This window comes from Burkholderia sp. AU32262 (assembly GCF_020419985.1).
Lineage (GTDB): Bacteria > Pseudomonadota > Gammaproteobacteria > Burkholderiales > Burkholderiaceae > Burkholderia > Burkholderia semiarida.
In genome coordinates, this window is sequence record NZ_JAIZRS010000003.1 from 48,899 (window position 1) to 70,712 (window position 21,814).

General features: G+C 69.4%; 21 protein-coding genes. 9 read left to right on the top strand and 12 right to left on the bottom strand.

Annotated elements, in window-relative coordinates; all coding sequences use genetic code 11:
* Positions 1–10 precede the first annotated feature (10 nt).
* The 3 genes from mdcA to madL all read right to left on the bottom strand — a co-directional run bounded on the left by mdcA (position 11) and on the right by madL (position 2,962).
* On the bottom strand, positions 11–1,657 hold the full coding sequence (mdcA, locus tag LGN10_RS03700) for a malonate decarboxylase subunit alpha (RefSeq protein WP_060011730.1): 1,647 nt from the start codon (positions 1,655–1,657) through the stop codon (positions 11–13).
* A gap of 130 nt (positions 1,658–1,787) precedes the next feature.
* A complete protein-coding gene (gene madM, locus LGN10_RS03705; protein ID WP_006476364.1) occupies positions 1,788–2,555 on the bottom strand; it encodes a malonate transporter subunit MadM in 768 nt (255 codons plus the stop codon).
* 11 nt (positions 2,556–2,566) lie between these two features.
* Positions 2,567–2,962 (bottom strand): malonate transporter subunit MadL, encoded by a 396-nt coding sequence (gene madL, locus LGN10_RS03710; RefSeq protein WP_059573893.1) that lies wholly within the window; start codon positions 2,960–2,962, stop codon positions 2,567–2,569.
* 330 nt (positions 2,963–3,292) lie between these two features.
* Between madL and LGN10_RS03715 the strand changes: the two genes are divergently transcribed.
* Together LGN10_RS03715 and LGN10_RS03720 are read left to right on the top strand one after the other, a co-directional pair.
* Positions 3,293–4,141, top strand: coding sequence for a LysR substrate-binding domain-containing protein (locus tag LGN10_RS03715; RefSeq protein WP_059573894.1), 849 nt, complete (start codon positions 3,293–3,295; stop codon positions 4,139–4,141).
* Positions 4,142–4,297: 156 nt separating this feature from the next.
* Positions 4,298–4,579 carry a DUF4148 domain-containing protein gene (locus LGN10_RS03720; RefSeq protein ID WP_226221805.1) on the top strand — a complete coding sequence of 94 codons (282 nt, stop codon included), beginning with the start codon at positions 4,298–4,300 and terminating at the stop codon, positions 4,577–4,579.
* A gap of 34 nt (positions 4,580–4,613) precedes the next feature.
* Here the strand turns inward: LGN10_RS03720 and LGN10_RS03725 are convergent, their stop codons facing one another.
* Positions 4,614–5,531: a 3-hydroxyacyl-CoA dehydrogenase NAD-binding domain-containing protein gene (locus LGN10_RS03725; protein WP_226221807.1), complete on the bottom strand. Its 918-nt coding sequence runs from the start codon at positions 5,529–5,531 to the stop codon at positions 4,614–4,616.
* 248 nt (positions 5,532–5,779) lie between these two features.
* On the opposite strand from LGN10_RS03725, the gene LGN10_RS03730 reads away from it, so the two are divergent.
* Positions 5,780–6,217: an Hsp20/alpha crystallin family protein gene (locus LGN10_RS03730; protein WP_226221809.1), complete on the top strand. Its 438-nt coding sequence runs from the start codon at positions 5,780–5,782 to the stop codon at positions 6,215–6,217.
* A gap of 16 nt (positions 6,218–6,233) precedes the next feature.
* Complete coding sequence (locus LGN10_RS03735; RefSeq protein WP_226221811.1) at positions 6,234–6,644, top strand: Hsp20/alpha crystallin family protein; 411 nt, start codon at positions 6,234–6,236, stop codon at positions 6,642–6,644.
* A 112-nt stretch (positions 6,645–6,756) separates the two neighbouring features.
* Here the strand turns inward: LGN10_RS03735 and LGN10_RS03740 are convergent, their stop codons facing one another.
* Complete coding sequence (locus LGN10_RS03740; RefSeq protein ID WP_226221821.1) at positions 6,757–7,059, bottom strand: zf-TFIIB domain-containing protein; 303 nt, start codon at positions 7,057–7,059, stop codon at positions 6,757–6,759.
* A 90-nt stretch (positions 7,060–7,149) separates the two neighbouring features.
* Positions 7,150–7,905 carry a TerC family protein gene (locus LGN10_RS03745; RefSeq protein WP_226221823.1) on the bottom strand — a complete coding sequence of 252 codons (756 nt, stop codon included), beginning with the start codon at positions 7,903–7,905 and terminating at the stop codon, positions 7,150–7,152.
* Between the two features lie 110 nt (positions 7,906–8,015).
* Here LGN10_RS03745 and LGN10_RS03750 point away from each other — a divergent pair, with 110 nt between their 5' ends.
* The gene (locus LGN10_RS03750; RefSeq protein WP_226221825.1) at positions 8,016–8,909 is read left to right on the top strand and encodes a LysR family transcriptional regulator; all 894 of its coding nucleotides are present in this window, start codon (positions 8,016–8,018) and stop codon (positions 8,907–8,909) included.
* Positions 8,910–9,026: 117 nt separating this feature from the next.
* Positions 9,027–10,184, top strand: coding sequence for a DUF2242 domain-containing protein (locus tag LGN10_RS03755; protein ID WP_226221827.1), 1,158 nt, complete (start codon positions 9,027–9,029; stop codon positions 10,182–10,184).
* A gap of 249 nt (positions 10,185–10,433) precedes the next feature.
* On the opposite strand, the gene LGN10_RS03760 is transcribed toward LGN10_RS03755, so the two are convergent.
* Complete coding sequence (locus tag LGN10_RS03760) at positions 10,434–11,354, bottom strand: pyridoxal-phosphate dependent enzyme (protein ID WP_059573903.1); 921 nt, start codon at positions 11,352–11,354, stop codon at positions 10,434–10,436.
* 166 nt (positions 11,355–11,520) lie between these two features.
* Here LGN10_RS03760 and LGN10_RS03765 point away from each other — a divergent pair, with 166 nt between their 5' ends.
* Together LGN10_RS03765 and LGN10_RS03770 are read left to right on the top strand one after the other, a co-directional pair.
* The gene (locus tag LGN10_RS03765) at positions 11,521–12,432 is read left to right on the top strand and encodes a LysR family transcriptional regulator (protein ID WP_226221834.1); all 912 of its coding nucleotides are present in this window, start codon (positions 11,521–11,523) and stop codon (positions 12,430–12,432) included.
* A 555-nt stretch (positions 12,433–12,987) separates the two neighbouring features.
* Complete coding sequence (locus LGN10_RS03770) at positions 12,988–14,193, top strand: MFS transporter (protein ID WP_155634600.1); 1,206 nt, start codon at positions 12,988–12,990, stop codon at positions 14,191–14,193.
* Between the two features lie 102 nt (positions 14,194–14,295).
* On the opposite strand, the gene LGN10_RS03775 is transcribed toward LGN10_RS03770, so the two are convergent.
* From LGN10_RS03775 to LGN10_RS03785, 3 genes are read right to left on the bottom strand one after another with little or no spacing between them, the layout of a single operon-like run.
* A complete protein-coding gene (locus tag LGN10_RS03775; RefSeq protein WP_059573906.1) occupies positions 14,296–15,318 on the bottom strand; it encodes a histone deacetylase family protein in 1,023 nt (340 codons plus the stop codon).
* A 24-nt stretch (positions 15,319–15,342) separates the two neighbouring features.
* Entirely contained in the window at positions 15,343–16,614 is a 1,272-nt protein-coding gene (locus LGN10_RS03780) for a Zn-dependent hydrolase (protein ID WP_226221836.1), read from the bottom strand.
* Between the two features lie 31 nt (positions 16,615–16,645).
* The gene (locus tag LGN10_RS03785) at positions 16,646–17,956 is read right to left on the bottom strand and encodes an MFS transporter (protein WP_059573908.1); all 1,311 of its coding nucleotides are present in this window, start codon (positions 17,954–17,956) and stop codon (positions 16,646–16,648) included.
* 190 nt (positions 17,957–18,146) lie between these two features.
* Between LGN10_RS03785 and LGN10_RS03790 the strand changes: the two genes are divergently transcribed.
* On the top strand, positions 18,147–19,103 hold the full coding sequence (locus LGN10_RS03790; RefSeq protein WP_059644144.1) for a LysR family transcriptional regulator: 957 nt from the start codon (positions 18,147–18,149) through the stop codon (positions 19,101–19,103).
* A 70-nt stretch (positions 19,104–19,173) separates the two neighbouring features.
* Here the strand turns inward: LGN10_RS03790 and LGN10_RS03795 are convergent, their stop codons facing one another.
* Both LGN10_RS03795 and LGN10_RS03800 read right to left on the bottom strand, forming a co-directional pair.
* Positions 19,174–20,604 (bottom strand): purine-cytosine permease family protein, encoded by a 1,431-nt coding sequence (locus LGN10_RS03795; protein WP_226221838.1) that lies wholly within the window; start codon positions 20,602–20,604, stop codon positions 19,174–19,176.
* 393 nt (positions 20,605–20,997) lie between these two features.
* Complete coding sequence (locus LGN10_RS03800) at positions 20,998–21,627, bottom strand: NAD(P)H-binding protein (RefSeq protein ID WP_226221840.1); 630 nt, start codon at positions 21,625–21,627, stop codon at positions 20,998–21,000.
* Positions 21,628–21,814: the final 187 nt, after the last annotated feature.

Sequence of the window (21,814 nt, forward strand, 5' to 3'; positions counted from 1 at the left end):
GCCCTCTTCCTCACCAGTTGCGGAACCGGGCCGGCGGCGCATAGAGCCCGCCCGACCAGTGCACGAGATCCTTGATCGAACGCGCGGCGAGCCAGCGGCGGTCGGCGTCGAGCGGATCGATGCCGAGATCCTCCGGGCGGCGGATCACCCCGCGTTCACGCAGCCGCTCGACCATCCTCTTGTCGCGGCCACGGCCGACGTCCGTGTAGCCGGCCACGCCGCGAATCGCGTGCTCGCGTTCGTCCTTGTCGCGGCACATCAGCAGGTTCGCGATCCCTTCCTCGGTGACGATGTGCGTGACGTCGTCGCCGTAGACCATGATCGGCGCGAGGTCGAGCTGCAGCTTGTCGGCGAGCTTCAGCGCGTCGAGCTTCTCGACGAACATCGGCACGTTCTTGTCGCCGAACGTCTCGCCGATCTGCACGACCAGCTTGCGGCCGCGCCGCAGCGCCGCCGGCGTGTCCGGGTCGGCTTCCGCGCCGGCCTTCAGCCACGGCTCGCTCGGATGGCGCCGGCCGCGCGCGTCGCTGCCCATGTTCGGCGCGCCGCCGAAGCCGGCGATCCGCTCGGCCGTGACCGTCGACGAATGGCCGGACAGGTCGATCTGCAGCGTCGAGCCGATGAACATGTCGCACGCATAGAGGCCGGCCGTCTGGCAGAACGCGCGGTTCGAGCGCAGCGACCCGTCGGGCCCCGTGAACCACACGTCGGAGCGCGCACGGATGTAGTCGTCCATCCCGACTTCCGAGCCGAAGCAGTGGATCTGCTCGACCCAGCCCGATTCGATCGCGGGGATCAGCGTCGGATGCGGATTGAGCGCCCAGTGCGTGCAGACCTTGCCCTTCAGCCCGAGCTTCGCGCCGTAGGTGGGCAGCAGCAGCTCGATCGCGGCCGTGTTGAAGCCGATCCCGTGGTTCAGGCGCTTGATCCCGTACGGCTCGTAGAGGCCCTTGATCGCGAGCATCGCGGTCAGGATCTGCGTCTCGGTGATCGCGGCCGGATCGCGCGTGAACAGCGGCTCGACGTAGAACGGCCGGCCGGCTTCGACGACGAAATGCACGCGGTCGCCCGGGATGTCGACGCGCGGCACCTTGTCGACGATGCGGTCGACCTGGGCGATCACGATGCCGTCCTTGAACGCGGTCGCCTCGACGACGGTCGGCGTGTCCTCGGTGTTCGGGCCCGTGTACAGGTTGCCGTCGGCGTCGGCGCTCACGGCCGCGATCAGCGCGACCTGCGGCGTGAGATCGATGAAGTAGCGGGCGAACAGTTCGAGATAGGTATGCACCGCGCCAAGCGCGATCTTGCCGCCGAACAGCAGCTTCGCGATGCGCTGCGATTGCGGGCCCGAATACGCGAAGTCGAGCCGCTTCGCGATGCCGCGCTCGAACACGTCGAGATGCTCGGGCAGCACGACGCCCGACTGCACCATGTGCAGGTCGTGGATCTTCGCGCTGTCGACGTCGGCGAGCGCGACGGCGAGCAAGTCGGCCTGCTTCTGGTTGTCGCCTTCGAGGCATACGCGGTCGCCCGGCCGCAGCACCGCTTCGAGCAACGCGACGGTGTCGCGCGCGTCGACCCGCTTGCCCCGCGCGTAAGCCGCGCCGGCCGCGAGCCGGGCATCGCGCGCTTGCCGCGCGTGATTCCATCCGGTCATGAACAGTTCTCCGCTTCGAGGGTTCAGCGGCATTCTAAGCCTGGCGCCGCTGTCGATTGATGATGTTGCCGAATGCGACTCAGAGGACGCCGCGATGGATGCGGCCCGCGCACGGGCCCCTCGCATGGCCTCACGCGCCGACCAGCGCGCGCGTCGTGAAGAACAGCACCGACGGCCCGAGCAGGCAGCCCACGCCGGTATGAAACGTCGCGACCAGCGCACCGTACGGGACGAGCCGGCGATCGGTCGCGGCAAGGCCCGCGCTCACGCCGCTGACGGTGCCGGCCAACCCGCCGAAGATCATCGCGGAACGCGGCGTCTTCAGCCCCATGAAATTGGCCGCGACCGGCGTGCCGACCATCACGATGATCGCCTTCACGAGCCCCGTCGCGATGCTGAGCGCGATCACGTCGGAGCTCGCGCCGATCGCCGCGCCCGTGACGGGCCCGACGATGTAGGTGACGGCGCCCGCGCCGATCGTCGTCATGCTGACCGCATCGGTATAGCCGAACGCACGCGCGACGCATGCGCCGACGATGAACGGCAGCACGGTGCCGAGCAGCAGCGACACGACGCCGACGAGCCCGGCCTTGCGCGCCTCGGTCGGCTGCACTTCGAACGCGGTCGCGACGATCGCGAAATCGCGCAGCATCGCGCCGCCCATCAGGCCGATGCCGGCGAACAGCTTGACGTCGGCCAGCCCCTTCTCGCCTCCGGTGAATGCGCCGCCGACGTAGGCGAGCACGAGGCCGATCACGATCGCGATCGCCGAGCCGTGCACGCGGCCGAACGTGAGCTTGCGCGACGCGATCGACGACAGCCACATGATCAGGCCGACCAGCGCGAACGACGCGACGAGCCCGTTGTGGGCGACGGTTTTTTCGAGCATCTGCAGCATGGCGGCCTCCGTTACCGTTCTTCGAATTGCGGCACGCCCGCGAAGGCCGTGTCGTCGCGGCCCGTGCGCGCGAGCACCGCGATACAGCATGCGCAGATCGCGACCGCGCCGACGGCGGCCAGCAGCGCGACCGGCCCGCCCTTGAGCGCGGCGACGACGTTCTGGTTCGCGGCCATCGCGACGACGACGGGGATGTACATCGCGCCCCAGAAGCCGACGCCCGCCTCGGTCTCCTTGGGCAGCCAGCCGCGCCGGTGCAGCCACAGGCGCAGGCAGATCAGCAGCAGCATCGCGATACCGACGCCGCCGACGTTGGTCTTCACGCCGATCGCGCTGCCGAGCAGGTCGCCGAGGAACAGTCCGGCCAGATGGCAGAACGCCAGCAGCGCGGTTCCATAGATGATCATGAGTCGTCTCCAGTCTCTTCGTGACGGGCGCCTGACGCGTGCGGGAGCCAGGCCCGCACGCCGATCCCGGGCGGACTGTGTGTCTCCTGCGGCGGGGCGCCGCGGCCCGGCGGCTCGTCGTGCGAGCGCGTTCTCGGGGTCGATGGGATGATGCGGTTTCGGGCCGGACGCCGGATGGCTTAGACTGATCGATGCAGCCGGCGGCGCGACACGGGCTACGCGTCCGGTGTCCCCCGTTTCGCGGAGGCCGCACGGGCGCGTGATCCGATACTAGCGCCGCAAAATCCGGCCATTTATGAAGTTGTCGAAACCGATTCAGTGGATTTAGCAATGCGTCCGTTACCGCCCGAATTGCTGCGCAGCTTCGTCGCCGTCGCCCAGTCCGGCAGCTTCACCGCCGCGTCCGAGCGCGTGAACCTGTCGCAATCGACCGTCAGCCAGCATATCCGCCGCCTCGAGGAGCTGCTCGACCGGCCGCTGTTCGAGCGCGACACGCGCAACGTGCACCTGTCGCAGCACGGCGACGCGCTGTTCCGCTACGCGGTGCGGATTCTCGAACTGATGGACGAGGCCGTCACGTCGGTATGCGGGCCGCCGCTGTCGGGCAAGGTGCGGCTCGCGATGTCGGAGGATTTCGCGTCGGCGCACCTGACGGCCGCGCTCGCGAGCTTCGTGCAGCGCAACCCGGACGTCGAGCTCGCGATCTCGACCGGGCTATCGGGCGACCTGTTCGACGCGCTCGACGAAGGCCGGCACGATCTCGTGTTCGCGAAGCGCATCGCCGGCAGCCGGCGCGGCCGCGTGATCCGCAGCGAACCGCTGTACTGGTGCACCGGCCCCGATTCGCGGATCACCGGCCACGAGGCCGTGCTGCCGCTCGCGATGCATCCGGAGCCGAGCGTGTCGCGCCGGCGCGTGCTCGAATCGCTCGAAGCCGTCGGGCGGCCGTACCGGATCGCCGTCGTGAGCAGCAGCATCGCGGTGTTGCGGGCGGCCGCGAGCGCGGGGCTCGGCGTCAGCGCGTTTGCCGGCTACGTGATCCCGGCCGGGCTCGCGCGGCTCGACGCGGGGCTGCCGGAGCTCGGCGAACTCGAATACGTGATCGACCGCCCGGCGGCCGCGTCGCGCTCGACGCTCGCGCTGGAAGCCACGCTGATCGCGGCGGCGGCCGAGTTGTAACGGCACCGCACGGGCGCGGTCGCGCCCGCACCTGACAGCGTTGCCCGGAACGCGTCATCGTCCGCGCAGCACGCGCTCGCGACAATGGGACCCAACGGAATGCACCGCACATCGCCGCGCGCATCCGCTACCCCGTCCCCTTGATCGGAGCCCGCCATGAACAACGCCCTGCGATTCGCCGTCGCGACCGCCGCAGCCGCCTTGCTGTCCCCCGCCTTTGCCCAGACCGACGCGTCGGCCCCCGCACAGGGCCTGACGCGCGCGGAAGTCATCGAGCAGCTCAAGCAGGCCTATCTCGACGGCGAACTGCCGACCAACGACGGCAACTATCCGCCAAACGCCGCGACGCGCGCACGCAACCGCGAACTCGTGCAGGCCGTGAGCCCCGCGTGGCTGGCCCACGTGCCGCCCGCCAGCCAGACGACGTCGCAGCAATAACCGCCGCCGCCGCGCGTGCACGACCGGACCAGGATCAAGGCAGGAAGCTGCGGCGCCGCGCGTCGATCAGCTCGACGAGCAGCCGGTCGCGCTCCGCCGCCAGCGCCTGCATCGAGCGCTCGCCCTGGATCGCGCGCAGTTCGTCGGTCAGCTTGCGATCGACTTCCGGATCGAACGACGGCGTGCCGAGGTCGTCCCACCAGCTCGCGATCGGCCCCGACAGGTGTTCGAGGAAGTGCGCGATCCCGCCCGCGCCGCCGCCGAGGTGATAGGTCAGGCACTGCCCCATCAGCCCCCAGCGCAGGCCGGGGCCCCACGCGACGGCCTTGTCCGCGTCGGCGACGCTCACGACGCCTTCGCCGACGAGGTGATACACCTCGCGGAACAGCGCGGCCGCGAGCCGGTTCGCGACGTGGCCGGTCATCTCCTTGTTCAGCACGATCGTCTGCTTGCCGAGCGCATCGTAGAACTGCTTCACGCGCGCGATCACGTCGGGGTCCGTCGCATCGCCGCCGACCAGCTCGACGAGCGGGATCAGGTGCGGCGGATTGAACGGATGCGCGATCAGGCAGCGCTCCGGATGCTTCGCGCACGCGGTCTGGATCTCGGACATCTTCAGGCCCGACGAACTCGACGCGATCGGCACGTGCGCGGGCAGCACGTCGCCCATCTGGCGATAGAGCGCGCGCTTCAGGTCGAGTCGCTCGGGGCCGTTCTCCTGCACGAAGTCGACGCCGTCGAGCGCGCGCACGAGATCGGTGTCGAACGACAGCCGGGCGGCAAGTTCGGCGGCCCGCTCGCCGAGGAAGGCGGCGAGCGCGTCGCGCAGCCGCTGGTCGGCCTGCGGCGCCGGGTCGGTCGCGACGACGTCGAAGCCCTGCGTCAGGTAGAAGGCGGCCCAGCTCGCGCCGATCACGCCGGCGCCGACGATCGCGATACGTCGAATGTCCATGGTTGTCCCGTGTGGTTGGTGTGCGGATATGCCGCGGCGATTGTCGCATCGAATCCCGTGCGCATGCGTCGACGCGGGGATTGCCCATGCCCTCTTGAAATGCGCGGCGGCGGCCACTAATTAAGCGTCGTCGGGCAGTGCCGCATCCAACGCACCGCCCCCGTTATCGACCCCGTGGAGCCCCCGTCGCGCCCGCCGCAGGCGTCGCGCGGTCACGTCTCCCGCGTTCCCTGTTCAGGAGGACCAACATGAGCGGTATCGATCACGGCTACGATCTGTTCGACGAATTCGCCCGCGTGCAGCGGCAGATGGCGAGCCTGCTCGGCGAGCGCCCGTCCGGCATCCGTGCGGGGCGCGCTGGCGCGTTTCCCGCACTCAACGTCGGCGCCACCGACGATGCGATCGAGATCGTCGCGTTCGCACCCGGCATGGCCGCGAGCGACTTCGACGTGTCGATCGACAAGGATCTGCTGACGATCAGCGGCGAGCGCAAGCCGGCGCCGCGCGACGGCGACGACGTGCGCACGTATGCGCAGGAGCGCTTTCACGGCGCGTTCCGCCGCGTGGTCGAATTGCCGCGCGACGCGGACCCCGACCAGGTCAGCGCCCGCTACGAGAACGGCTGCCTGCTGATTCGCGTCGGCCGGCGCGAAGCATCGAAGCCGCGTGCGATCACGATTCAGTAATCTTCAGGATACCGACATGAACACGAACCCGACCCTGGCCGAATGCCACCCGAGCACCGTTCACGCTGCCGCCGCCGAAGCCGCGCGCCGGCCCGCGATCACGCCGTCCGTCGACATCGTCGAGGACGCGCGCGGCGTCACGCTGCGGGCCGACCTGCCCGGCGTGCCGCGCGACAACCTCGACGTGAAGGTGCACGACAATACGCTGACGATCGAAGCCGCGACGCAATTCGACGCGCCGGCCGACCTGCGCATGCGGCACGCGGAAGTACGCGCGACGCGCTATGCACGGTCGTTCGTGCTGAGCGCCGACCTCGACACGTCGCGGATCGACGCGAACCTGCGCGACGGCGTGCTGACGCTGACGATTCCGCGCCGCGAGGAAACGCGTCCGCGCCGCATCGACGTGACGGCCGGCCATGCGTAAGCATCGGCGCGTGTGCTGACGCGACGCGCATGAAAAATCCCCGCCCCGGCGCGATGCCGGGCGGGGATTTTTTACATCGGGCCGCGCGCGTTCGGGCACGCGAACGGCCGCTTCAATCGAAATCGAACAGATCGAACACCGACTTCTTGCGACGCCGGCCGTCGTGCCGATCACGCTCGTCGTGCGAGCGGCCGTCGCGCCCCCAGCCGTCGTCGCGGCCGCGCGGCGCGTGCGCATCGTGTTGGGCCGGCGCGGCGTCGCGGCGAACCGGCGCGTCACCGGTTTCGCGGGCGATCAGCTTGTCGAGTTCGCCGCGATCGAGCCACACGCCGCGGCAGGTCGGACAATAGTCGATCTCGATCGACTGGCGCTCGGCCATCAGCAGGTCGGGCGTCTTGCAGACAGGACATTTCATCGCGTTTCTCCTTTCCGTGCGAATTTCATCAGGATTCCGTATGAGGCGCGCGAGCCGGCCGCCGCGGCGGCCGGCATCCCGCGTGCCGCGTCAGTCGCGCGCCGGGTGCGCGGCCCGCTTCGCCTTCGCGCGCCGCGCGAGCATGTTCATGCCCTCGACGAACGCCGAGAAGGCCATCGCCGCATAGATGTAACCCTTCGGCACGTGCGAACCGAACCCTTCGGCGATCAGCGTCATGCCGATCACGACCAGGAACGACAGCGCGAGCATCACGATCGTCGGGTTGCGGTCGATGAAGCGTGCGAGCGGCTGCGCGGCGAACAGCATCACGGTCACGGCGACGATCACGGCGACGAACATGATCGGAACGTGCTCGGTCATGCCGATCGCGGTCACGATGCTGTCGATCGAGAACACGATATCGAGCATCACGATCTGGCCGATCGCGGCCCACATCGTCAGGCCGGCCGCGCCGGCGACCCCGCCCGCGCCGTCGCCGTCATGCGACACGTGGTGATGGATCTCGGTGGTCGCCTTCCACACGAGGAACAGGCCGCCCGACAGCAGGATCATGTCGCGCCACGAGAACGCATGGTCGAACAGTGTGAACACGGGTTCGGTGAGGCTCGCGATCCACGCGACGCTGCCGAGCAGCGCGAGGCGCATCACCAGCGCGAGCGCGATGCCGAGGCGCTGCGTGCGCGCGCGCTGCGCTTCGGGCAGCTTGTTGCTGAGGATCGAGATGAAGATCAGGTTGTCGATGCCGAGCACGACTTCCATCACGACGAGCGTCAGGAGCGCGGCCCAGACGGCGGGGTCGGTGGCAAGCGTCAGCAGGTAGTCCATGGGATGGGCGGATACGAAAGTGGAAAACCCGATGATATGCCGCTCCGTACTTCGGAAAAATCAGAGAGAATCTGACTTCAGGTTCGTTTTTTTCGATATATCGCGCTCCGATGCTGAATTTTCGCCATCTGTACTATTTCTGGGTCGTCGTGAAGGAAGGCGGTTTCGCGCGTGCGGCCGGCCGGCTGGACATGGCCGTGCAGACGATCAGCGCGCAGGTGCGCGAGCTGGAGAAATCGCTCGGGCACCAGTTGCTGCGCCCTGCCGGGCGCGGCGTCGCGATGACCGACGCCGGGCAGGCCGCCTTCGCGCGCGCGGAAGTCATCTTCGAGATGGGCCGGCTGATTCCCGACGACGTGCGCGCGGCGGCCAGCCGGCCGACCGTGCGGCTCGCGGTCGGCCTCGCGGACGGCATCTCCAAGCTCGCCGCGCACGCGATCCTGGCCCCGGTGCTCGACACGCCCACGCTGCGGCTGCTGTGCCACGAGGGCGAGCACGACGCGCTGCTCGCGGAACTCGCGCTGCATCATCTGGATCTCGTGCTGGCGGGCCAGGGCGCGCCGTCGGGGTCGAACCTGCGCGTGACGAGCGAGCGGCTCGTGGCCTCGCCGGTCGACTGGTACGGGCCCGCGGCGCTCGTCACGCCGGCCGCCCGGCAGCGCTTTCCGCAGTGCCTGGCCGAGCTGCCCGTGCTGCTGCCGACCGCGCATTCGGCATTGCGCGCCCGCCTCGACCAGTGGCTGGAAAGCGAACGGATCGTGCCGCGCGTGGCCGGGGAGTTCGAGGACAGCGCGCTGATGGCCGTGTTCGCGGCGCGCGGCCTCGGCGTGTTCCCGCTGAGCGAACTCGGCGCGAACGATGCGTCGCTGCTGCGCGGGCTCAGGCGGCTCGGGCGCGCGGGCGACGTGACCGAGGAGATCCACGCGATCCGCTCGCGGCGCGGCGAACATCATCCGCTGACGTCGCGATTGCTGGCCGCGGCGCGCGGCGCGCCGGCCGACTGAAGCGAGCCGCGACATCAAACGAAACTATAATGTCGCCCCGGCCATACGAGATGTGCGCGTGCGCCCATCCGGGCACCGCCCTTGCGCCACCTCTCGCCGAGCCTTCTGAAAGACGCCATGCACAACCGATTTCGCCTGTTTTCCGTTTCGTGCGCGCTCGCGGCCGCGACCGTGCTGGCGGCATGCTCGTCGCCGCCCAAGCCGATCTACCAGCAGGAACAGTTCGACGCGACCACCAGCCCGTATGCGCATACGTTCCACTCGAAATCCGACGCGGCCTGCGAGGCCGCGCGGCGCGCGCTGCTGAGCCAGGGCTACGTGGTGTCGTCGTCGCGCAACGACGCGGTCGACGGCAGCAAGAATTTCCAGCCGAGCAACGACATGCACGTCGTGATCGAGTTTCACGTCGTGTGCGCGGACGCGACCGCGGACGGCTCGTCGAGCATCGCATACGTGAACGCGGTGCAGGACCGCTATACGCTGAAGAAGTCGAATACGTCGGCCAGCGTCGGCTTGAGCGTGTTCGGCTCGCTGTCGCTGCCGATCGGGTCGAGCGACGATGCGCTCGTCAAGACCGCGAGCGAGACGATTCCCGCCGGCGTGTTCTATGAGCGCTTCTTCACGCTCGTCGACCATTTCCTGAAGATCGACCCAGCGCGCCGCGACCGCGCGACCGTGAAGGCCGCCGAGAAGGAGCCCGTCGCGCCGCTGCCCGAGCCCGCGCCGACGCCGCAGGGCGAACCGATGAAGATGACGACGCCGGTCGTGCCGACGCCGCCCGCCGCGCCCGTGCCGCTTTCGGTGCCGGGTGTCGCGCCGGGGTCGGGCGCGAATGCCGTGCCGGCCGCGGCTTCGGCCGTCGCGGCGCCCGCCGCGATACGCGCTGCCGCGCCGGCGGCGGCGTCCGGGCCGGTGCCGGCTTCGGCTGCCGGCCCGGCGCCTGCATCGGCGCCTGCTCCCGCTTCGGCTGCCGCGCCGGCTTCGGCGCCGAAGCCGGGTTCCGGCCCGGCAACCGCGCCGGCACCTTCGCCGACCTCCGGTTCGACGGCCGCGCCGGTTTCCGCGCCCGCGTCTGCGCTCGCGCCCGCGTCTGCTTCAGCTCCGGCGGCAGCGCCGGCCACCGCGACGCCGTCATCGGCCGCTCCCGCGTCTTCATCGGCAGCACCCGCGCCCGCATCGGCATCGGCGCCGTCGAGCGCATCGCCTTCACCGGCTACCGACAACCCCGTCGCATCGTCCGCGCCGTCCGGCGCGAGCGCCCCCACCGCGAACTGATCGCACTCCCGTATCGTCGCGCCCGGCCGCATGCGGCGCAGCGCGACGGCACGCCCGCCTTCCGCACCGTTCCTGAAGTCGTTTCTGGCTATCCGGCCGTACGCCGGCCGCACTTGGCCGTGCGGGGTTGACGGAAAGGCAACGTCGACGCGTCACGGCGAGCCACGTATGCCCCAGGCTCGCAGTCACCCCGCGAAAATCGCAAAACGATCCGTCGTCTCGCGACTGCGCGGCTCGCCGGCGCCCCGCCTACCGCAACGTCGCGCGCAGCGTCTGCAGATCCTCGACGGTGGCGGTCACGCCGCCGCAGACGATCACCGCGATGTCGGACGCCGACGCGAGCACCGGCACCGGCTGCTCGAGCACGGCCAGCGCAGCGCCGCACGCCGGCTCGACGACGATCCTGTGCTCATCGAGAAACCGCAGCGACGCAGCCACCGCGTCGGCATCGGACACGACGACCGGATGGATCGCGTGACGCGTCGCCCATTCGACCGCCGCGTCGCACGGCCGCTTCGCGCCGAGCGTCGTCGCGATGCTCGCGATCGCCGGCAATTCGACCGGGCGCCCCTGCGCGACCGAGCGTGCATAGCAGTCGGCGCCCGCCGTTTCGGCCGCGACGACCGGCACGTCGTGCCAGCCGTTGCGCGCCAGCCCTTCGAGCACGCCGCACAGCAGGCCGCCGCCGCCGACCGCGAGCACGACCGCGTCGGGCTTCGGGCCGACCGCCGCCATCTCGTCGATCATCGTCGCGTGGCCCTGCCACAGCACGCGGTCGTCGAACGGATGCACGAATGCATCGTGCCCGTCGAGCGTCGACTGCGCGAACGCGTTCGCCTCGGCCCAGCTCGCGCCGTGCACGACGAGTTCCGCGCCTTCGACGCGGATCAGTTCGCGCGCCCGGGCCGATGCGCTTTCCGGCACGACGACGCGCACCGGCACGCCGAGTTCGCGGCCGCAATACGCGACCGCGATGCCCGCGTTGCCGCCCGACGACGACACGAACCGCCGCGCCCCGGCCGCATGGCGCGCCTCGCACACGGCGCCGATGCCGCGCAGCTTGAACGAGCCCGACGGCTGCAACGCGTCGAGCTTCAGCCGGATGGTCCTGCCGAGCCGGCGGGACGCGATTTGCGAGCGGATGTAAGGCGTCGGGATATGAAGCGGCATGGGACGGAACGCAAGGGGGAACGGAGGAAACCCGCACGGCTCGCGAGCGAGCAAGCGGGCGCGGCAATGACGGTCATCGTACGGCAGGCTCGCCATGCTTTCCAATACCATCGAATGGCATTTGTTATGCTTGCCCGGCATATCAACGAACCCGACCGGACACCGCATGCGCCAGATCGAACTGCGTCACCTGCGCTACTTCGTCGCCGTCGCCCAGGCCGGCAGCGTGATGGCCGGCGCCCGCGCGGTAGGCATCGTGCAGCCCGCGCTGTCGCGGCAGATCCGCGAGCTCGAGGATGCGATCGGCACGCCGCTGCTGGTCCGTCGCGCGACGGGCGTCACGCTCACGGCGGCCGGCACGAGCTTCCTGCACGATGCGACCGGCCTGCTCGCGATGCTGCAGGACAGCCGCGAGCGCGCGTTGCGCAGCGCGGCCGGCCAGCTCGGCGAACTGCGGCTCGGCGCGCTGCCGAACTGCCTGCCGCTGCCGATCGTCGCGAACGTCCTCAAGGCGTTTCGCGATGCGTGCCCGGATGTGAAACTGTCGATCGCGCCGATGCTGTCGGCCGAACAGGCGAGCGCGCTGACGCGCGGCCAGCTCGACGCGGGGATCATGGCGTGGCGTCGCGAGGAAGCGCCTCACCTGACGGGCGTGCGGCTGCTGAGCGACCGCTTCGTGCTCGCGATGCCCGCGCCGCCGGGCGGCCGCTTCATCGCACCGCGCGCGCTGGCCGACGTCGCGAACGAACCGTTCGTCTGGTTCGATGCGCAGCGTTCCGCCGCGCACCACCGCTTCCTGATGACGCAGTGCCAGCAGGCCGGCTTCACGCCGCGCATCGCGCAGGTCGGCAGCGACATCCCGACGCTGATCGGCCTCGTCGCGGCCGGCATGGGTTGCGCGTTCGTGCCGGAAAGCGCGTCGCCGACCTGCCCGCGCACGGTCCGGCTCGTCGCGCTCGACGAACTCGCGAGCCGCTTCGACATCGAGTTCGTGTTCGACGGCGCGGCGGCGGCCCCGTCGCCCGTCGTCGCGCGGTTTCTCGCGGCGGTCCGCGACGCGGCCGGCGAATCGGCCTGAGCGCATGCCGGATGCGGCGCGCGCTCCGGCGACACGACTTGCGGCGCCGGCCGACGGGCCGACGGGACGGAATCCGACTTCCGTCATCACGTCGTTTTTGATGCTGTAGCCCGGTGAACGACACAGCCGCATCATCGAAAAATCTTTCAGAACGCCGACGGACGACGCAACGACACCGCAATTCTCAAATTGACACCAAAAACGGCCGTTTAACGCCGATTCGAATCGTCATGGCCCGAAATATACTGCGCGCGCATCCAACCCTCGTGCCAAAGAGAGGATGCGTTTCCGCCCCGGCCATGGACCCCCTGTGGTCGGGGCTTTTTTGCTGCCGACGCTGGCAGTTCGACGCTTTCCAGCCCTTGTGCGATGCCGGTCCCGTCGAAGCACCATCCGAGGGCCACGGCGCGCACACCTCCCCGCGCGCTGCATTGTTGACATCAAATCAAGATAATTTCGTCCGAATGCGGCTTTTTCCGCAAAAGTAATGCAGGCACACTTCGGCTGTCCTCAATGGCTTCGTGCCGTTGTCCCACGATCACAGGAGTCCACCGCGTGAACCCCACGACTTCCTCTCCTTCCCGCCCCGGCGGCAGCGCCGCGCTGCCGCTGCTGGCGCTCGCCGCCGGCGCGTTCGGCATCGGCACGACCGAATTCTCGCCGATGGGCCTGCTGCCCGTGATCGCCGAAGGCGTGCACGTGTCGATTCCGCAAGCCGGCATGCTGATCAGCGCGTATGCGATCGGCGTGATGGTCGGCGCGCCGCTGATGACGCTGCTGCTCGCGCGCTGGTCGCGCCGTTCCGCACTGATCGCGCTGATGTCGATCTTCACGATCGGCAACCTGCTGTCGGCCGTCGCGCCGGACTACACGACGCTGCTGCTCGCACGTCTCGTGACGAGCCTCAACCACGGTGCGTTCTTCGGGCTCGGCTCGGTGGTCGCGGCAAGCCTCGTGCCGCGCGAAAAGCAGGCCAGCGCGGTCGCGACGATGTTCATGGGCCTGACGATCGCGAACGTCGGCGGCGTGCCGGCCGCGACCTGGCTCGGCCAGATCATCGGCTGGCGCATGTCGTTCGCCGCGACCGCGGGCCTCGGCCTGATCGCGATCGCCGGCCTGTTCGCCGCGCTGCCGAAAGGTGAAGCCGGCAAGATGCCCGACCTGCGTGCCGAACTTTCCGTGCTCACGCGCCCGGTCGTGCTCGGCGCGCTCGGGACGACCGTGCTCGGCGCCGGCGCGATGTTCACGCTCTATACGTACGTCGCACCGACGCTCGAACACCTGACGGGCGCGACGCCCGGCTTCGTGACCGCGATGCTCGTGCTGATCGGCGTCGGTTTCTCGATCGGCAACATCGCGGGCGGGCGCCTCGCCGACCGCTCGCTCGACGGCACGCTGATCGGCTTCCTGTTGCTGCTGATCGCGACGATGGCCGCGTTCCCGCTGCTTGCGGCCACGCATGCGGGCGCCGCCGTCACGCTGCTGGTCTGGGGGATCGCGACGTTCGCGGTCGTGCCGCCGCTGCAGATGCGCGTGATGCGCGCGGCCCATGAAGCGCCGGGCCTCGCATCGGCGGTGAACATCGGCGCGTTCAATCTCGGCAATGCGCTGGGCGCCGCCGCGGGCGGCGCGGCGATCTCGGCCGGATTCGGCTACGCGGCGGTGCCGCTCGTCGGCGCGCTGATCGCGGCCGCCGGCCTCGTGCTCGTCATGCTGCAGATCACGCAGCGCCGCCGCTCGCCGGCCGCCGCGAATTCGTAAGCGCGGGCACGCCCGGGCCATCTGGAATCTTCCGCGTGCATGCTCACGGCCGCGCCATGCGGCCGTTTTCATTTTCGGCGTGCGCTCCGTTCGACGGCCCGGTCAGCGCCGAGCGCCAAACCCGCCGAAAAACGCGCGTGCGTTCGCGTCGAGACTCTCGAGGTGATAGCCGCCCTCCTGCACGATCACCGTCGGCAACCCGAGCGCGCCGATCGCGCCGCCGAGCCGCCCGAACCCGTCGGTCGTGACCGCGACCTGCGATTGCGGATCGTCCTTGTAGATGTCGAAGCCGAGCGCGAGCACGAGCGCATCGGGCTGGAACCGCGCGAGCGCGCGCAGCGCGTCGTCGAGCCGCTCGAAGAACGCCGACTCCGGTGCGCCGTGCGGCATCGGCAGGTTGAGGTTGAAGCCGTCGCCGGCCCCCGTTCCCGTCTCGTCCTCGTAACCGGCGACGACCGGGTAGAAGTTGGTCGGGTCGCCGTGGATCGACACGTACAGCACATCGTCGCGGCCGTAGAAGATCTCCTGCACGCCCTGCCCGTGATGCATGTCGGTATCGAGGATCGCGACGCGCCGATGGCGGCCCAGCAGCGCCTGCGCGGCGATCGCCGCATTGTTCAGGTAGCAGAAGCCGCCGGCCGCGTCGCGGCGCGCATGATGGCCGGGCGGCCGGCACAGCGCGTACGCTTCGCGCGCGCCGTCGTTGACGTCGGCCGCGGCCGCCAGTGCGCCCTGCGCGGACCAGTACGCCGCGCGCCATGTGTTCGCGCCCACCGGGCAACTACCGTCGGCCAGATAGCGCGCGGCTTTCGCGAGCACGCCGCGCAACGGATTCGGATCGCGCACGAACACGTTCGACATCACTTCGTCGCCCCAGTCGTCGGGCATCTGCTTCCAGTCGCGGTGCGCGTCCTCGAGAAAGCGCAGGTAGTTCATGTCGTGCACGGCCGCGATCGGTGCGGTGCCGCGGTCGGCCGGCTCGCGCACGTCGAAGTCGAGCGACCGGACGGCCGCGACGAGCCGCGCCGCACGTTCCGGCACTTCCTGCGGTTCGCGCATCCGGCCGCGCGACAGGTAGCTGCGCGGGTGGTGCAGCAATTGTTCGGGATGGAAATAGGTTTTCATCGGAATCCTCATCGATTCGCCGTTTCAGGCATCGTGCGTGGCCGCCGCCGCGTCGACGCGCGCCGCGATTCCCGCGCGCGCCAGCACCGCATGGAGCAGCACGTTCGTGCCGCGCGTCACGTCGTCGGGCAATGCATCCTCGGCTTCGTTGTGCGACAGCCCGTCGACGCACGGGATGAACACCATCGCGGTCGGGAAGCGGCGCGCGAGCAGGATTGCGTCATGGCCGGCGCCGCTCACGATCCGCTCGTGCGTGTAGCCGAACGCGGCAGCAGCCTGCGCGACCAGCCCGACACACTCGCGGTCGAACGGCGTCGCCGGGCTGCGCCAGCAGGTCTCGACCGACACCTGCACGCCTCGCGCGGCGGCCACGCGAGCGCAGGCGTCGCGCAGGTCGCGCTCCATCGCATCGACTTCCGCATCGTCGTGATGACGCAGGTCGACCGTGAACGTCAGGTCGCCGGCAATCGTGTTGCGCGACGCGTGGCGGATGCCAACCTGCCCGATCGTCGCGAGCCCGCGCGGCGCGTAACCGGCGACGATCCGCTCGAGTTCGAGCGCGATTTGCGCGCTCGCGAAATACGCATCCTTGCGATACGGCATCGGCGTCGTGCCCGCGTGCGCGGCCACGCCCGTCACCGTCACGTCGAGCCAGCGGATCGCCTGCCCGCCCGTGACGATGCCGATCGTCGTGCCGTTCGCTTCGAGCACGGGGCCCTGTTCGATGTGCGCCTCGAAATATGCATCGACCGCCCCGCCCGTGGCGCGCGTGCCGCGGTAGCCGCACGCGTCGAGCGCCGCGCCGAGCGTGACGCCGTCGGCGTCCTGCTTCGCGAGCGCATCGTCGAGCGGCAACGCGCCCGTGAACACGGCCGAGCCGAGCATCGCCGGCGCGAAGCGCGCGCCTTCCTCGTTGGTCCAGGACACGATCTCGAGCGGCTTGTCGGTCGCGATGTCCGCGTCGTTCAGCGTGCGCACGAGTTCGAGCGCGGCGAGCACGCCGTACACGCCGTCGAAGCGACCGCCTTCGGGCTGCGTGTCGAGATGGCTGCCGATCAGCACCGGCGCGGCGTGCGCATCGGCGCCCTCGCGCCGCGCGAACAGGTTGCCGACGGCATCGACGCTCACCGTCAGCCCCGCGTCGCGGCACCATTGTGTGAACAGGTCGCGCCCGCGGCGGTCGTCATCGGTGAGCGCGAGGCGCCGTACACCGCCGCGCGGCGTCGCGCCGACGCGCGCCATGTCGGCCAGGCTCCGCCACAGGCGGGCGCCGTCGATTTCCAGCAGGTCGTTCATAGGGATTCCGGATCGATTCGTGCGTTGAGGGTCAATGCGAGCCGAGCGCTTCGGCGGCAGCCGGCTGCGCGGCACGGCGCGCGTCGAGCGCGACGATGCAGAGCAGCGAAACGCCGGCGAGACACGTGTAGAACACCGCGAGCGGCCACCACTGGCCCGTGAAGCGATGCGCGAGCCACGTGCCGACGAGCGGCGTCAGGCCGCCCGCGATCGCGCCGCAAATCTGGTAGGCGAGCGAGATCGCCGAATAGCGCACGTGCGCGGGAAATACGTCGCTGACGAAGCCCGCGATCACCGAATAGAACCCGGCCATGCAGACGACGGCCAGTGCGATGCCGGCGATCAGCGACGCGGACGTGCCGCCCTGCACGAGCATGAACATCGGATACGGCGACAGCATCGCGAGCAGCGCCGCGAGCTTCAGGAAGCGCGCGCCGCCGATGCGCTCGGCGATCCACGCGGCGAGCGGCTGCGCGAAGAACTGGATGATCGCGACCGCGAACAGGCTGTCGAGGATCAGCGAGCGCGAGACGCCGACATACTGCGTCGTGTACGCGATCATGAACGTGTTCGTGAAATAGACGCCCGCGATGCCGATCGTGTTCGCACCGATGCAGAGCAGCACGAGCCCCGACGCGGAGCGGAACACTTCCGCGACCGGCAGCTTCACCGTGCGATTGGCTTCCTTCACCCGCGCGAATTCCGGCGACTCGTTCACGCCGAGCCGGATCAGGATGCCGACCACGAGCAGCACCGCGCTCGCGAGAAACGGCAGGCGCCAGCCCCACGCGAGGAAGTCGGCCTTGTCCATCGACGTGACCGCGCGGAACGCGACCAGCGAGAGGATCAGCCCGGCCGGGCTGCCGAGCTGCGCGAACGACGCGAAAAACGTGCGGCGCCCCTGCGGCGCATGCTCGCCCGCCATCAGCACAGCACCGCCCCACTCGCCGCCGACCGCGATCCCCTGCACGACGCGCAGCGCGACGAGCAGCACCGGTGCAAGGATGCCGACCTTCGAATAGGCGGGCAGCAGCCCGACGCACACGGTTGCGACGCCCATCATCATCAGCGTCGTCATCAGCGCCTTCTTGCGGCCGATGCGGTCGCCGAGATGGCCGAAGATCACGCCGCCGAGCGGGCGCGCGAAGAAGCCGACCGCGAACGTCGCGAACGATGCCATCGTGCTGACGAACGGGTCGTGCGACGGGAAATAGAGTTCGCCGAACACGAGCGCGGCGGCGGTCGCGTAGATGTAGAAGTCGTACCACTCGATCATCGTGCCGATGAACGCGGCCGTCGCGGCGCGTGCCGGCTGGCGGGCGGAAGGAAGGGACTGGCTCATGCGGGCTCCTGACGCGCGCCGCGGCGGGGCGGCACGCAATATCGTGACGACGGCCGTCTGTCGCGGCCTCGCGCCGCACGCTGCGGCGCCCCTCCTTTATCGGTGGCCGCAAATCATTAGTCAAATTTCAAGTTATTATTCGCCGTATAAATTCAACTAATGACTAGCCGCCGCCCTGTCCGGAGACCCGATGCGCCCCGATCTCGCCCCGTTCCTGAACGACCGCCTCGACTGGAACCTGCTGCGCACCTATCTGGTGATCATGCAGGAGCGCAGCGTGAGCCGCGCGGCGGCCCGCCTGCACGTCACGCAGCCGGCCGTGAGCCAGGCGCTGCGGCGGCTCGAGGAGACGCTCGAGCGCCGGCTGATCGAGCGGCGCGGCGCGCACTTCGCGCCGACGCCGGCCGGCGAAGCCGTGTACCGGATCGCGAGCGACATCTACGGCGGCATCTCGCGCCTCGAAACCGAAATCGACGACAGCACGGCCGACCTGACCGGCTCGATCCGGCTGCTGACGGTGAGCCGCATCGAATCGCCCGTCTACGACGAATTCCTCGCGGATTTCCATCGCGCGTATCCGCGTATCGATCTGCAGATCGAAGTAATGCGCTCGTCGGACATCCTGTCGTCGCTGCTGCAGAAAACGGCCACGGCCGGGCTCGGCCTGTGCCGCACGCCGCACGACAAGCTGGAGATGCGCTGCTTCCTGCGCCAGCGCTATGCGATCTACTGCGGCCGCCATCACCGGCTGTTCGGGCAGACGCAGTTGCGGATGGACGATCTGCTCGCGGAGAATTTCGTGTCGTTCACGAGCGACCAGATCGGCGACAGCCTGTCGCCGCTCACGGTGTTCCGTGACCAGAAGGGTTTCACGGGGCGTATCGTCGCATCGTCGCCGAGCCTCGACGAAGTGCGTCGGCTGATCTTCGCGGGCTACGGGATCGGCTGCCTGCCCGAGCACATCGTGCGCGACGACATCGCGCAGCAGCGGCTGTGGCGGCTGCCGCCCGACGACGGGCTCGTCGACGTCGACGTGTTCCTGCTGTGGCATCGCGACCGCAAGATGAATGCGGCCGAGCACGCGTTTCTCGACGCGATGGAGCGCTGCATGCAGCGCTACTCGCTCGCGCAGCGGCTGGGGAAGTGACGGCGCGTGGGCGGCGCCCGGCCCGGCGCTCGAGCCGGCGGCGTGCCGGCCCGATGCGCGACGCGTGTCGTCAGTGGTGAACTTCGCCGCGTTCGAGCGGCAGGATCAGGCGCTCGGGAATGCTGCGTCGCGACACGCGGGCGCCGACGTAATACAGCACGGCCGGCACGACGAGGCCGAGGATCCACGAGATGTCGGTGCCGCCGAGCGCGTCGACGAGCGGCCCCGTGTAGATGTGCGTCGACATGAACGGCAGTTGCACCAGGATGCCGATCACGTAGATCGCGATCGCCATCCCGTTCCAGCGGCCGTAGCGGCCGTCCGGATCGGACAGCGCCGGCACGTCGTAGCGCGAACGCGTGAAGCAGTAGTAATCGACGAGGTTGATCGCGCTCCACGGCGTGAAGAACGCGAGCAGGAACAGGATGAACGCGGTGAATTCCTTCAGGAACGAATGACGGCCCGCGAGCGCGATCAGCGTCGACACGCAGATCATCCCGAGGATGTACACGAGGCGGCTCTTCGACGACACCGCGCCCTTGCCGCGAAAGCCGCTGACGATCGTCGCCATCGACATGAAGCTGCCGTACGCGTTGAGCGCCGTCACCGTCACCTTGCCGAACGCGATGCTGAAATACAGCAGCGCGGCCACGGCGCCCGTCGAGCCCAGGCCGACGATGTACGACACTTCATGGTGCGCGAACTGGCTGCCGGCGAGCGCGGCCGCGAACACGCCGAACACCATCGCCGCCTGCGCGCCGATCACCGAGCCGAGGCCGACCGCGAGAAACGTCGCGACCGACGACGTCGCGCGCGGCAGGTAGCGCGAATAGTCGGCCACGTACGGGCCGAACGCGATCTGCCACGACGCGGACAGCGACATCGCGAGCAGGAAGCTCGCCAGCGAGAAATGCTTGTTCGCGAGCAGCGCGCCGACGTCGTGGTTCGCGAACAGTTGCGCGAACATGTAGATGAACGCGACGATGCCGACCACGCTCGCGATCCGGCCGACGAAGTGAATCGCGCGATAGCCGAACACAGTCAGCACGACGATCACGGCCGCGAACAGCAGGATGCCGGCCGCGTCGTCGACGTGCAGCAGTTGCGCGACGGCCTGCCCGGCCAGCACCGAGCCGCTCGCGGAAAAACCGATGTACATCAGGCACACGAGCACGATCGGAATCATCGCGCCGTACACGCCGAACTGCACGCGGCTCGAGATCATCTGCGGCAAGCCGAGCTGCGGGCCCTGCGCGCCGTGCAGCGCCATCACCGCGCCGCCGACCAGTTGGCCAAGCAGCAGCGCGACCAGCGACCAGAACACGTCGCCGCCGAGCACGACCGCGAGCGCGCCCGTGACGATCGCGGTGATCTGCATGTTCGCCGACAGCCACAGCGTGAACTGGCTCAGCAGGCCGCCGTGGCGCTCGGCGTCGGGAATGAAGTCGATCGAGCGTACCTCGATCAGTCCGCCGGCTTTTCCACTGGAATTCGTTGACACGGGTCGATCTCCACGATACTCAGGACCACACATGGTTTGAACGGGACAGGAAGCTGCGCGCCACTCTTTCGGCTCCGCGAATGCGGGGCGCCGTGGATCGCCGGCATGCACCACGCACGCATGGTCCGCACGCTGGCGCGCAAGCGGCACGATGGGTGCCGACATTGCCAGCGGATGATCTTGTATATACAACTTACGAGATATCGGTGATTACCCGGTATCGACGGATTTTCGAAATCGTCCCGGCAATTGCGGCGCGCCCGCGCAGTTTCGGCGCGAGCCGGATGTCGGGAAAATGAAAGTTCGGCTGGCCGGGGGCGGTCGATCGGGCGCAGCCGTCACTGCACGGCAAGCGCGGACGAATGGCCTGCCGAGCGCACCGCCCCGGCCGCGTCAGACGAGCCGGTCGGATGCGACGACCCGCACGCCCGGCCGTGCGTCGATCGCCGCGTCGAGCAAGGCGCGCGCAATCCGCGACGCGGGATTCACGCGCCACTTCACCGGCAGCACCGGTGCGGCGGCGCTCAGCGCGAACACCAGCAGCCGTTCGCCGAATCGAAACTCGTCGCGGCTGCCGCCGATCAGGCCCGGTCGCACGTACGTGAGCGAATCGAACCCGACGCCGGCGAGCGCCTGTTCGACCTCGCCCTTCACGCGGTTGTAGAAGATCCGCGAAGCAGCATCCGCGCCGAGTGCGGAATTCAGCACGTAGGTTGGCGTGCCGTGCCGGTGCGCGAGCCGCGCGACCGCGAGCGGATAGTCGTGATCGACGCGCCGGAAGGCCGCGTGCGAACCGGCCGCCCGCATCGTGGTACCGAGCGTGCAGATCACGGCATCCGCGCGCCACCAGTCGGCCGCGTCGGGCAGATGGTCGAAATCGACTTCCAGCGCGCGCATCTTCGGATGCGGCGACAACGGCCGGCGCGCGAGGACGATCACCTGATCGACTCGCGCATCGGCCAGCGCGGCTTCGAGGACGTGGCGCCCGACGAGTCCGGTCGCACCGACGAGCAGCAGTTTCATGTCCGCTATTCCGTGTGGAGGGAGCCTGCGTTGGCGGACCCAGGCGGCCCGGTTTCCGGCTATCGACATGATCGTCGGCCGACGCGGCGGCGGCAACCCTCCCCTCGTCTCGAAAAATTACGGCGCTGTCGGGTGCGGTCGAATGCGGCGCGGCCGGCGCTGCCGTTGCGCGCGTTCCCGACCCGGC

What these genes read in the sequence shown, in the direction of transcription:
- LGN10_RS03785 (WP_059573908.1), bottom strand. Translation starts at nt 17,956, where the DNA reads ATGAGCCAGTCCCTTCCTTCCGCCCGCCAGCCGGCACGCGCCGCGACG.
- LGN10_RS03790 (WP_059644144.1), top strand. Translation starts at nt 18,147, where the DNA reads ATGCGCCCCGATCTCGCCCCGTTCCTGAACGACCGCCTCGACTGGAAC.
- LGN10_RS03800 (WP_226221840.1), bottom strand. Translation starts at nt 21,627, where the DNA reads ATGAAACTGCTGCTCGTCGGTGCGACCGGACTCGTCGGGCGCCACGTC.
- LGN10_RS03735 (WP_226221811.1), top strand. Translation starts at nt 6,234, where the DNA reads ATGAACACGAACCCGACCCTGGCCGAATGCCACCCGAGCACCGTTCAC.
- LGN10_RS03745 (WP_226221823.1), bottom strand. Translation starts at nt 7,905, where the DNA reads ATGGACTACCTGCTGACGCTTGCCACCGACCCCGCCGTCTGGGCCGCG.
- LGN10_RS03740 (WP_226221821.1), bottom strand. Translation starts at nt 7,059, where the DNA reads ATGAAATGTCCTGTCTGCAAGACGCCCGACCTGCTGATGGCCGAGCGC.
- LGN10_RS03760 (WP_059573903.1), bottom strand. Translation starts at nt 11,354, where the DNA reads ATGCCGCTTCATATCCCGACGCCTTACATCCGCTCGCAAATCGCGTCC.
- LGN10_RS03750 (WP_226221825.1), top strand. Translation starts at nt 8,016, where the DNA reads ATGCTGAATTTTCGCCATCTGTACTATTTCTGGGTCGTCGTGAAGGAA.
- mdcA (WP_060011730.1), bottom strand. Translation starts at nt 1,657, where the DNA reads ATGACCGGATGGAATCACGCGCGGCAAGCGCGCGATGCCCGGCTCGCG.
- LGN10_RS03720 (WP_226221805.1), top strand. Translation starts at nt 4,298, where the DNA reads ATGAACAACGCCCTGCGATTCGCCGTCGCGACCGCCGCAGCCGCCTTG.
- LGN10_RS03765 (WP_226221834.1), top strand. Translation starts at nt 11,521, where the DNA reads ATGCGCCAGATCGAACTGCGTCACCTGCGCTACTTCGTCGCCGTCGCC.
- LGN10_RS03775 (WP_059573906.1), bottom strand. Translation starts at nt 15,318, where the DNA reads ATGAAAACCTATTTCCATCCCGAACAATTGCTGCACCACCCGCGCAGC.
- LGN10_RS03715 (WP_059573894.1), top strand. Translation starts at nt 3,293, where the DNA reads ATGCGTCCGTTACCGCCCGAATTGCTGCGCAGCTTCGTCGCCGTCGCC.
- LGN10_RS03780 (WP_226221836.1), bottom strand. Translation starts at nt 16,614, where the DNA reads ATGAACGACCTGCTGGAAATCGACGGCGCCCGCCTGTGGCGGAGCCTG.
- LGN10_RS03725 (WP_226221807.1), bottom strand. Translation starts at nt 5,531, where the DNA reads ATGGACATTCGACGTATCGCGATCGTCGGCGCCGGCGTGATCGGCGCG.
- LGN10_RS03730 (WP_226221809.1), top strand. Translation starts at nt 5,780, where the DNA reads ATGAGCGGTATCGATCACGGCTACGATCTGTTCGACGAATTCGCCCGC.
- LGN10_RS03755 (WP_226221827.1), top strand. Translation starts at nt 9,027, where the DNA reads ATGCACAACCGATTTCGCCTGTTTTCCGTTTCGTGCGCGCTCGCGGCC.
- madL (WP_059573893.1), bottom strand. Translation starts at nt 2,962, where the DNA reads ATGATCATCTATGGAACCGCGCTGCTGGCGTTCTGCCATCTGGCCGGA.
- madM (WP_006476364.1), bottom strand. Translation starts at nt 2,555, where the DNA reads ATGCTGCAGATGCTCGAAAAAACCGTCGCCCACAACGGGCTCGTCGCG.